General features: G+C 63.7%; 6 protein-coding genes and 1 pseudogene. All 7 read right to left on the minus strand.

Translation table 11 applies throughout. The annotated features are described in order from the left end of the window. Nucleotides 1-3: 3 nt before the first annotated feature. Nucleotides 4-501 carry a hypothetical protein gene (locus CEK65_RS12980; protein ID WP_152182004.1) on the minus strand — a complete coding sequence of 166 codons (498 nt, stop codon included), beginning with the start codon at nucleotides 499-501 and terminating at the stop codon, nucleotides 4-6. Beyond that, the gene (locus CEK65_RS12985; protein WP_152182005.1) at nucleotides 498-3,722 is read right to left on the minus strand and encodes a DUF1156 domain-containing protein; all 3,225 of its coding nucleotides are present in this window, start codon (nucleotides 3,720-3,722) and stop codon (nucleotides 498-500) included. Before CEK65_RS12985 ends, CEK65_RS12980 begins: the two co-directional genes overlap by 4 nt. Nucleotides 3,723-3,734: 12 nt before the next feature. Further along, nucleotides 3,735-4,724, minus strand: a complete 990-nt coding sequence (locus tag CEK65_RS12990; protein WP_152182006.1) for a hypothetical protein — start codon at nucleotides 4,722-4,724, stop codon at nucleotides 3,735-3,737. Then, on the minus strand, nucleotides 4,724-7,453 hold the full coding sequence (locus tag CEK65_RS12995) for a DUF499 domain-containing protein (protein WP_152182007.1): 2,730 nt from the start codon (nucleotides 7,451-7,453) through the stop codon (nucleotides 4,724-4,726). Before CEK65_RS12995 ends, CEK65_RS12990 begins: the two co-directional genes overlap by 1 nt. Nucleotides 7,454-7,853: 400 nt before the next feature. Continuing rightward, nucleotides 7,854-8,415: pseudogene (locus CEK65_RS13005) on the minus strand (hypothetical protein); the annotation flags it as partial. 414 nt (nucleotides 8,416-8,829) lie between these two features. Further along, complete coding sequence (locus CEK65_RS13010) at nucleotides 8,830-9,177, minus strand: hypothetical protein (protein ID WP_226980573.1); 348 nt, start codon at nucleotides 9,175-9,177, stop codon at nucleotides 8,830-8,832. Then, a complete protein-coding gene (locus CEK65_RS13015; RefSeq protein ID WP_226980574.1) occupies nucleotides 9,161-9,832 on the minus strand; it encodes a transcriptional regulator in 672 nt (223 codons plus the stop codon). Before CEK65_RS13015 ends, CEK65_RS13010 begins: the two co-directional genes overlap by 17 nt. Nucleotides 9,833-9,971 lie beyond the last annotated feature (139 nt).

Here is a 9,971-nt window from a genome sequence, read left to right on the forward strand (position 1 = left end):
CCCTCAAGTAATCCGCAGGTGGAACAGGCCAGCGGGCCTGCCGCCGTCGCGCAGCAGAATCTCCTGCGGGTACTCGTTCGCTTGGCCCCACAAGATGCGGCCGAGGTCGATCTGATGCCCGTGGGGCGCGTGGCATAGCCAACCCACCTCATCGGTGGCGGTATTCGCCCTGACGCGGCTGTGGCCGCCGGGTAGCCAGAAGACCAGCGCGCCATCGCTTCCCAACTCATCTTGAAACGACAGGATGGCGGGCTTGATCGCATCGCCCAGCCACGCTTCGGCATCGCCCGGCGTCAGCAGATCGAGGCTGCCATCCAGCCCAGCCACCACCAGCGTCCTGCCGCCATTGCTGGGCAGGTCGTCCGGCCAGTTTCCCTTCGCACGGAGGAACTGGCGCAGGCTCCAGACCTCGCTGGCTGCGCAGATCTGGTTGCGGGCCTCTTCGTCCCACACCCAACTGGTGCCGCGCACCTGCCAGACCGGGTCGCGCAGTTGTCTCATTGTTCGTACTCCCCTTCGTCATCGAACAAGGAACCCTGCGCGGGCTGGGGTGCCTGGCTCGCGTGCCATGCGTTGTGGATGGACACCGCACGCGAGGCTGCGTTGCGGGTGGTCTGATCCGGGCCGTTGCGTTGCAGCCATTCCAGCAGCGGCTTCAGCGCGACGTGCGGCTTGAAGTTGTCGTTCTTCAGCGTGTCCGAGGCGTTGATGCCGCTACCGTCGAAGCACGCGCCGATCAGCACCAGCGCCTGATCCAGATCGGAGGTCAGCTTGCGGCGGTGCTTGCCCGACCACTCGCGGGCGAACTGCAGCGCGTCGGCGCGGGTGAACACCTTGTTCTTCTCAGTGCACCAGCCGCGTTGCACGAACTCGTCCGGCGTGGTGATCGAGCCCTTGAGAAACTTCTGCAACTGGTCGCGCTTCAACTCAGGCGCGTTTCCGAAGGTGCGCAGGAACTGGCGTGTGATCGGCTCAGCGTTGACCGGCGGCGCTTCCCTGCCCTTGTCGGCATCTTCGTCGATGAGCTGGTTGATACCCACCAGCGCGTCGCGAACGGAGATGGTCCGGCCTTCGTCCACATACACCTTGCCGTAGTGGCGCGAGAAGTATTCCAGCGCCTTGCCGCGCCGGATCACCTGGATGTCGGCGGCGGGCAAGCCTTCCTTGGCGTGGTTCTCCAACATCGCCTGCAACTGGCGCACATCGGCCATCACCTCGCGTCGCATCCGGCCCCAGCTCACCGGCTTGGGTTCTTCGGTGCGTTTGCGGCAGACGTGGATGATGTCGTACTCGATGGTCTGTGAGCCAAACGTTCCCGGCTTCGAGCCTTCGCCCTTGGTCTCGTCAGAGCGGATGGGGTAGGTCGCTTCGAGGTAGTAGCCCGCGTCGAACAGCGACTCCAGCACCGCCACCCACGGTTCGTCCTCGCTGTGGTGGAAGGTGAAAGCCAGGATGCCGCCAGGTTTGAGCGCACGATGTGCCTCGCGCCAGCACTGAGTGAGCAAGCGCTGGTAGAAGCCGTCCGGGTCTTCCGGTTCGCGCGCGCGGTTGGCGACCGCCTCCAGCGACTTGGGCGTGTAGTCGGCGCTGAAGTATTCGGGGTACTTTCCCTTCAGCGCGAGGCGCAGCCAGACGTAGAAGAAATCAGCCAGCTCCGAGTAATGCAGTAGGCCGCCGAAGGGTGGATCGGTAATAACCAGGTCGAGGCTCAAGTCTGGCGCAAACGCAAGCTCGGTAGAAGAGCCACAGTACGTCGTGGCACCGAGGCAGGGATCATCGGGAAATGTCTTGTCGCCTTTCGAGGCGAAGTTGTCCGCAAGGCGCGAATCGATTCGATGCAAATTTGCGATGCTGACTGTGTCCCAGGGACGACCTCGCCATTCGGCAGCTTCGAACAAAGGTTGTGTACATGAATACCAGTTACCCATGCCCGTGGGAGGGAAGACCGAATTCTCGACAATTGTGCTTTTGGGGTGGTAGTTGTTGTTGCTCATGTGCGGAACGATGTGGTCCTTTCCGACATGCCAAAAGCAGAAGCTATTCTGATAACGAACGTAGTTTTGAAACACCGCAAGCACGTACTCGCGAACGGCTAAATCAAATTCTCCAAGCGTGACAATGGCTTTCAAGATTTGTGAGACGATCAACAATTGCTTGCCGCTGAACATCGTCCACCAGTGCGTGTAACCGTGGTTTGGAATCCCACCGTTATTCATGTGAGTCATAAAACCATAGGGCACTTCGGAACGCGGCCAGTAATCCTTCAGGTCAGCATCCTTGCGTGCTTCCCATTCCGCTAAGGCGCTCTCGTATTGCCGGGCTTGCGCCGTTTCGTAGGCAGCGAAGAACCGACCGCTGTAAGGCTTGCCCGCTTCGTCTCGCTTGGGGGCGTAGCCCTGTATCGCATAGGCTGCCATCGGCCCGGTCTTGCCCGTGGCCTTGATGGTGGTCAGAACATCCTGCACCGTGCCGCAGGCCGAGCAGGCGTAGTGCGATTTCTTCGGCACTGTGCCTTTCTCGGGCGCAAAGGTGATACCCGTTTCCGGGTCGGTCACTTCATCCGGCAGCGCTCCGCGCACCTCCAGCAGGCGAATCTTCGCGGCGCGTGCCGCATCCCAGCGCGCGGTCGCCGTCACGTCGTCCTGCGCCGAACCGCCGTAGGGCTGGCCGTTTGCATCCTGCCTCGCTTCGCCCGCCAGCCATTGAGGATGCACCAACAGGCTCAGTTCCACCTTCTTGTTCTTGCCCTTGCCCAGATTCGCCATCGCGGTGTGGCCGCAGTGAGGGCAGATCACGCCTTTCCTACGGTCAAGCACGGAGTAAGGAGCTTCGGTGGGCGCGACGTAGAACGGCGCATCGGGTGCCATGCGCGCGGCTTCTTCCTCCACGTCGAAGCTCTCGCCACACTTGCCGCAGTTGTGTACCCAATGCTTGACGGTGAGCGCCTTCACCGCCATCACCGGGCTGGTCATGATCGGCGTGCGGTGGCCGCAGCCGGTCACCTGACACGGCCCGTGCTTGGCCCAGAAGGTGTAGATGATTTCCGGGCCTTCGTACTTGTAGTCCTTGCGCTCGCCGCGCGGAATGGCGAGCGGATCGAAATCGGCGGGCATCACCTTGCCCGTGGGCAGGTGCGTCCATGTGCCTTTCTCTCCTTGCGGGCCGTCGCAGTAGTAGTACGGCATGATCTGCGGCTTAACCTCGGCCTCGATGTCGGCGAGGAGCTTCTTCACCTGCTCCAAATCGACATTGGCCAGTTCCTGCTTCACCACGAACCACGCGACCGGGTTGAGGTCGTTGCCGACCATCTGCATCCCGAGGCGGGAGCCTTCCACCAGCGTGGTGCCACCGCCCATGAAGATGTCCGCCACCTTCAGGTGCTTGAACGCGCCTTTCTTCTGGTGGTTGGCGTAGTAGTTGTCCCACACCAGCTTGGCCGCGTGCGAAGGGTCGTCCGGCGCTTTGGTAGCTGCCGCGATCAACATCGAACGGAACACGCTGGAGCGCCGCCGTGCCCACCATTTCGACATCTGGTAGATCGGCTTGCCCGCGTTGCCTTCGATGATCGCCACCTGATTGACCGGCAGGATGGGGAAATCCACCTCCAGGCAGGTCTTGGGGCGGTTCGGGTCGTTGAAGTCGACGGTTTCGAGTGCGACCGCCTTGCCTGCGCCGACGGCTTTGGCAACTTCTTGTTGGAGTAGTTCTTTCTTGGTGGCCATCAGCCGCAATCCTTACTTGGTCAGCTCGACGAAGGGCGACAACACTTCCAGCAGCGACAAGCCGCCATGCGTGAGCGTCGGGTAGCCGCCCTGGCTGCGCCACTTCCTGCGGCCAAGAGCCAGCAGGTGCGCGCCGTGAGGGCTGTTGATCTGCAATGCCACCGGCGGCACGAAGGGGCCGGTGTCGCCGGTCCCTGTCTTGCTGCGCGAGCTTCCAAACGTCTGCTTGAGGAACTGGCCGACCTCGCCATCGGCATCGGGGAAGTAGCCAGTGGCCGCGTAGCCGTGATCGGAAGTGATGACCAGCCGCCGCCCGGTGGCGAGGCGCTCGACGAAGGCCCAGAAGTCATCACTGGACAACTGCTCGGCCACGTCCTTGGTCAGCGGCTCCAGCCCCTGGCCTGCGCCGGAGCCGTCGTGCAGCTTGGCGTCGGGCCAGTGGTGCCAGAAGATTTGGTTCGGCGCCCTGCCGATCAGGGCTTGGCAGTCCTTCCACGGCAAGTCCACGGTTTCGGTGTTCGCGGCTTGCAGCTTGTGCGCGAGACCGCCACCGTTGTTCTGGAGTTTGCTGCGGCTGGCGAAGCCGAGCGCGCGGGCAAATTCATCGGTTTCGCCGGGCAGCTCGGAGGCACAGGCAGCGACCTCACGCGTGGTGAAGCCGCGCTCCTTCGCGCCCTGCAACAGCCACGGCAGTTCGCGCAGGGAAAGGCCGTCGAGAATCAGCACCGCCTTGGCGCTGAAGGGCTCGGCCCACCAACGCGTCAGGCGATCTGAGGTGCGCTCCACGCTGTCGCCGAAGGCTTGCCACAAGTCCCAGCCGCTGGAGGAGAGGAAAAGATCCAGTGCGCCGATCTCGCGGTCGCGCCGGACGATCTCGCTTGGCGCATTGCCTGCGGCCAGCGCCTTTCTGGCGATCTCGACAGCCTGATCGACGATGACGCGCCAAGCATCGGCGTCGGAGCCTTGGGTCAGAGCCTGCAAGGCGCTGGCAGTCAGGGCCATCAGTCGTCCTCCTTTTCAAGATTCAGCTCGAAGGTCATCCCTTCGGGGAGCTTCTTGAGCAGTTCCTTGAGCTGCGCCCCGGTGGCGGCGGACACCTTGATGGACACCTCCGCGACCTTGGTGGCCGGGCCAATCCCCCAGCCTTCGATCTTGCCGATCAGGTTGAGCGGCGACGTGGCGGGGTTCGACAGAGCCGCGCGCGGCTTGGTGGTGTCGCCGTCGCCGCCGAAGATGCCGCCCGGCGTGGGCCCTGGCGTGGGAGCGGGCGAGCCAGCGGGTGTGGGGTCGGGCACGCCCGGCGTGGGGGTCGCGCCACCACCGGATGGCGTACCACCCGGCGACGGCGCAGGCGGCGTTGAGCCACCCGTTGCGGGCACAGCCGATGGCAGCATCACGAACACGTCGTCGAGGTGGCGGCCCGTGAGCGAGAGCTTGGGGCGCAGACGCCGCCACGCGGTGTCCTCGTCCTCACCCGGGTTCGTTTGCAGGTACTCCATGCCACGCACATTGATGGCGACCTTGCCCTTGGCGCACAAACGCAGCAGGCGTTCCTTCATCGCCGTTTCGCCCAGCCAAGGGATGCAGTCCTGCCCGGCCGGACGCGGCTCCTGCAGCTCGCGCAGCAGCTTGCCGACCGATTCGTTGTTGCTGGCGTATTCGAGCACCAGATCCTCGAAGTCCTCCGGCACGAACAGGTCGCCGGTCAGCGCCTCCTCGATGGCTTCGGGAATCTGCGAGCCCTGCTTGTCGAGACGCTCGACACTGAACTTGCACTGCGCGGGGTCGGCGAAATTCCAGCGTTGCAGCACGGCGAAACGGTCGAAGCGCTTCTTGAGGTTGTCGCGCAGAGTGTTCTCGAATTCCTTGTGCAGCTTCTTGTATTCGGGGTTATGGCCACCCCATTCCTGGGCCTTCATTTCGGCGCGGGCAAGGATGAGCAGGTCGCGATCCATGAAGGAGTTGGTACTGCCCGCGCGCGGCAGCAGGAAGCGCACGGTGTTGCGGCGCTTCTGCAACTGGTCTTTGAGCCAACGCCCCAGCGTGGCGTCAAGCTTGTCGGCTTCCTCCGGCAGTACGAGGATGGGCAGACGGTCATCCCATTTGTCGGGCTGCTCGGCTTCATCAAGCGCCGTCCACGGATCGTTGACCCACGACTTGGGCAGTGCGATCACGCGGAAGGTCTTAGCGACCTCGTCGCTGCCGCCGATGACGTAGCGCACCTGCTTGGCGAGCTGCGCCTGATCCGCGCCGTCGGCGAACAGCTTGTCGTTGCGCGCGTAGGCCATGAGCTTGGCGCGAGGATTCTCTTCCTCGCGGAACAGCAGTTTGGTGCCGTCCTGATGGATGTTGAAGCTGTTCTCGACGATGGTTGCCAGCTCGACCTGGAAGGCATTGTCGTCCACCGGCTTGTCACGGGTGATGTCCAGTTGCAGCGTGGCGGGATCGGCTCCGGCGAGGTTTCCCACGGCAATCGAGCGCAGCCACAGTGCGCCGATGATTTCCTGCAGGTGTGGTGCGACGCTGGCGTGGTCGTGCCGCGCCTCCTGCACCGAGATGATGTTCTGCTGGGCCTTCTCGCGCAGCGTGCGGTGGTGCTGGTTGGCGACGGCTTCAAGCAACGCGCCGATGCCCGAGGTGTCGTCGTCCAGCCGGAAGTCGGCGGCGGTGAGCACGGGCACGGCCTCGCCACGGCTCTTGTAGAGGTTGGCGAGGATGCGGATCAGGTCGCGCGTTTCCTGCGCGTCGGTGGCGATGAGTACCTGTTCTTCGAGCAGGCGCAGCAGGTGCGGCGCGTAGGGCCACGATTCGGTGAACTCCCGGCGCTTGCGTTCCTGCTCGGCGGACGGCACGTCGAGCAGGCGGAAGGATTCGGCGACGTGCTGCGCGACCAGCGATTCGATGGTGCCGCTGGCGATCTGCAGGCGGTTGTCGAACAGGCGGTGCAACAGCATCCGGCGGCGATCCAGCTGGATGCGCTCGGCGCTGCCGCCTGCCTTGAAGTCGATGGCGACCGGGTTGACGCGATGCACCTGCTGGTAGGCGTCGCTGCCGCCGTTGCGCACCGAGATCACCAGCACCAGCAGGTCGGGGCGTTCTTTGGCAATCTCCGAAAGAATCTGGATGAAGTTGAACGCCCAGTGCTTCCACGGATACTGTTTGGTGTTGGTCAAACCGTCATACCACGTCTGGAACTCGTCCAACAGCAGCATCGTCGGCTTGTTCTCTAGCAGTTCGATGATGAGCTTGTCGGATGGGATTTCGGTCTTGGACGCGCCCTGGCCTTCCCACTTACCCTTGATGAAGGTGCCGTGAGGATGGTTCTCAAACAGTACATCCCACAGAAACTTGTACCGGTGGCGGTGCAGACTTTCGCCGATGACGTGCATCCCATTGCGCAACGCAATTTTGCCGACGCCGGGGTCGGCAAGGATAGTTGCCCACGCAGTGAGCCACGCGCCCGTCGATGAGGGATCGGTGACGGCGTGAAAGAGCGCGGCCATCAAATGCGATTTGCCGAGACCTCGTTCGCCGATCACGACAACTGGGCGCCCCTGATTAGGGCCGACGGCTTCTATACCTTTCAGCAGATCGTGCGTGGGATAGGTGATATTCAAGAACTGCTTGGCAGCGATCTGGGTCGCACCTGTGTTCTGGTCGTTGGACAGCTCGATGGCTGTGCCCTTGAGGCGTTTGCCCCGGAACTCTTCTCGTAGCACCAAGCCCAGCATACATTCCCTTTTAAGCGATTTGCCAATACAAACTTAGTGATCTATTAGCAACTCACCTACGCAAAGGTAGCCATTTCGAGTGGCCGATCCTCAAGCGCAGGTTCTCTGCAGGATCATAGTATGATCCCTATCTTGGCAATCGTTGGCGTTCACCGCTCGCGATTGGACTTCGCCTTGGCATGACGTAGGCACGTGGCGTCCAACCGGGACTCCAGTTCGGCCAGCACGTCCTTTGCGGCGACATAGCCGCCTGATTGGCGGGCACGCTCGCGCGACGCCAAGCCGCGGGCGAGGAACGCCTGAAGATGCGGGGTTGTGCTGATGGCGACACCCCCACGAAGCGGTCCTCAGCCACATCCGGCGGCTGCAGACGCGCGGCCTCGTCCGACGGCATCGGCTCGCACGGCCACTGCGCGCGGGTAACGCGCTCGACGCGCTCGACGCGTTCGCCGGTCCAGCGCACGAAGCCGAAGTGGGCGTAGCTGTCCGCGCCTAGGGTCGCTCCTGGCCAACGGCCGGTCTGGGTCGCACTCCATCAGCCAGCGCAGTGTCGCGACGTAGAGCAGCTTGTTCGACAACAGGAACAGATCGCTGCCTCCGTGTTTCTCTTGCCGCGCGAGATCCGCGGCGGTCAACACAGGATCGCGCGGCAGCACCTGCGCACTGACGCCGTGTGCGATGCCGTCGGCGCCGACGTGGAAGGCTTTGTACCCGGTGCCAGCGCTGCAGGCCATGCCGGCGTCGCCTGCACCGCACCGCACCGACCAAACCAGGTAAACGGTCTTTTGCGGGTCGGGGCTCTCGAAGGAGCGCACGGTGATGTCACCGACCACCACGGTGAAATCCGGGCGGCGCCCCTGCCCTGGCGCCGCCAGATAGATCGCGTCGCGCAGGCCTGCGGCGCGCGCGTCCTGGCTCATGGTGAGCGCGTCGGGCTGGATGCCGAGCAGCGCGCGCGCCATGTGCGCGGGTGCGGGGCCCGCGGCAGTACGCGTCGCGCAACAGCAACGCAGGCGCACGGCTGCGCGCCTGGTCGCCATCGACACAGACGGCGCCCAATTGCCGCTCCACCTCGAACGGCCGCCACAGCTGCGGCGTACTGGCCGGCACCACGGGGAAGCCGGCCATGGCGTCCGCCGCGCCTCCCGGCGCCGCGACATGCGCGCGCGTGCACGCTGCCGAGTACAGCCAGGGACAGCATCCATCACACCATCGTGCAACGTGCGAAGCGCGCCATACCGCCTCCTCCATGAACTGCGTTGTGTTTGGATGATCCGGCCAAAGCGATTTTCCGCACCTGCTCCGCCCCCTACCCCTCGCGCCCCAGCGCCACCCGCACCGCATCGCACGCCCCAATCAAATCCAACACCAACCGCTCACTCACATCCAGCTCGCCCTCGTACTCGGCAACGTTGCGCTGGTGATGGCATTTTGTCCAGCACCCGCCACACCTCCGGCCCCAGGCCCAGGGTGTGCGGCAGCACCTGGAACACGATGTAGCGGTTGTTGGCGCGGTAGCTCTTGGCGCGCAGCGCTGCCAGGCACAGCGCGTGCGCTGCGTTGTAGGCCAGGTCGAATCGGCTTTCCAGGGCGAGCGAGGCGTTCTTGGCGTCGCCCAGGCGGGCCAGGGCAGAGCGGATCAGGCCGTCGAATTCGCGGGGGTCAGTCGGTTCGGCGCTGAGTTGCTTGCCGGAGCCAGACAGATTTTCAAGTGGCGAGGTCATCCATGCCTCCGATCACCCAGATCTTGGGTTGCTGCAGCACCCGCTGCAGGAATGCGTTTTCGTCGCGCAGCCGCTTGGCGTAATCGGCACGCGTGTACAGCGTGGGATTGACCGGGCGGCCCAGCCGCGCCTGCATGCCATCCAGCGCGCGCATCAGGTCGGCATAGCCCAGCGTATCGGAGATCACCATCAGGTCGATGTCGCTGCGCGCGGTGTCGCTGCGCTTGGCGACCGATCCGTAGACGAAGGCGGCCACGATGTCGTCGGCGATGGGCTGCAAGGCATCTCCAAGCGGGCCGGCCAGGCCGATGGTCTTCTGCACGATGCCGAGCAGTTCGTCGTGGATGGGCGAATGCGGATTGGCTTGGTAGCGCTTCTGGTTGCCGATGCGCTGTACCGTGAGCAAGCCGGCGTCGGCCAGCTTGGTCAGTTCGCGCTGCACGGCGCCCGAGCCGCCGCTGGCAGCGGCGATCAGTTCGCCGACACCAAAGCTGCGCTGCGGCTGACCGTACAGCAGGGCCAACACGCGTTGCTGGGTGCGAGTGAACAGAGCATTTGCCAGACCCGACGTCAGCGCGTGGGAAGAGCGCAGCGCCTCGCCTACGCCCGCGGGATTGAGCAGGTTGTTGACCATGCGGTGCAGCTTACTACCCACATGGACAATTTTCTTCCCATTATGGGTATTTATTTACCCTTTTTGGGTAAATTTCGTCACTTGATCCGCTTTGATCTTGCATCCCTCCCAGCGCTAACTCACACCACCCCCTGCCCCACCAGAAACACCACTCCATCGC

The sequence above is a fragment of the Xanthomonas sp. LMG 12459 genome (genome assembly GCF_009192905.1).
In the GTDB taxonomy this organism is placed as follows: domain Bacteria; phylum Pseudomonadota; class Gammaproteobacteria; order Xanthomonadales; family Xanthomonadaceae; genus Xanthomonas_A; species Xanthomonas_A sontii.

What these genes read in the sequence shown, in the direction of transcription:
- CEK65_RS12980 (WP_152182004.1), bottom strand. Translation starts at nt 501, where the DNA reads ATGAGACAACTGCGCGACCCGGTCTGGCAGGTGCGCGGCACCAGTTGG.
- CEK65_RS12985 (WP_152182005.1), bottom strand. Translation starts at nt 3,722, where the DNA reads ATGGCCACCAAGAAAGAACTACTCCAACAAGAAGTTGCCAAAGCCGTC.
- CEK65_RS12990 (WP_152182006.1), bottom strand. Translation starts at nt 4,724, where the DNA reads ATGGCCCTGACTGCCAGCGCCTTGCAGGCTCTGACCCAAGGCTCCGAC.
- CEK65_RS12995 (WP_152182007.1), bottom strand. Translation starts at nt 7,453, where the DNA reads ATGCTGGGCTTGGTGCTACGAGAAGAGTTCCGGGGCAAACGCCTCAAG.
- CEK65_RS13010 (WP_226980573.1), bottom strand. Translation starts at nt 9,177, where the DNA reads ATGACCTCGCCACTTGAAAATCTGTCTGGCTCCGGCAAGCAACTCAGC.